The 465-nt window shown below is 63.0% G+C and carries 1 pseudogene; it reads left to right on the top strand.

From position 1 onward, the window contains the following. Window positions 1-465: pseudogene (locus tag AACY45_RS28425) on the top strand (cobyric acid synthase); the annotation flags it as partial.

Below are 465 nucleotides of genomic sequence, written 5' to 3'. Positions count from 1 at the left end.
CGAACGCCCGGTCGTCAGCGAACAACAGCGAATCGTCATCGCTTGCCCGATCACGCCGCGTATCGCCAATTTCGACGATCTCGATCCGCTGAAACTGGAGCCGGATGTGGAGGTGCGGATGATCGCGCCCGGACAGCCAATCCCGGCGGAAGCCGCTATGGTGGTGTTGGCCGGGTCGAAGGCGACCATCGCCGACCTTGCGTTCCTACGCGCCGAAGGATGGGACATCGATATTCTGGCGCACTACCGGCGCGGTGGCCATGTGCTGGGCCTGTGCGGCGGGTATCAAATGCTGGGCGACACGATCAGCGATCCACACGGGGTCGAAGGTTCGTCCGGCCGCGTGCCCGGGCTGGGCCTGTTGAAGGTCGATACCGTTCTTGCCGGGCGCAAGACATTGGAGCGGGTGAATGGCACTGCGCTTGGTACGCCGTTCCAGGGCTACGAAATTCATATGGGCGAAAC

Origin of the sequence: Pseudomonas sp. RA_35y_Pfl2_P32, from assembly GCF_963970735.1 — a bacterium.
GTDB lineage: Bacteria > Pseudomonadota > Gammaproteobacteria > Pseudomonadales > Pseudomonadaceae > Aquipseudomonas.
The sequence above is the reverse complement of the archived record's forward strand: the minus strand, read 5'-3'. Positions and strand labels throughout refer to the sequence as shown.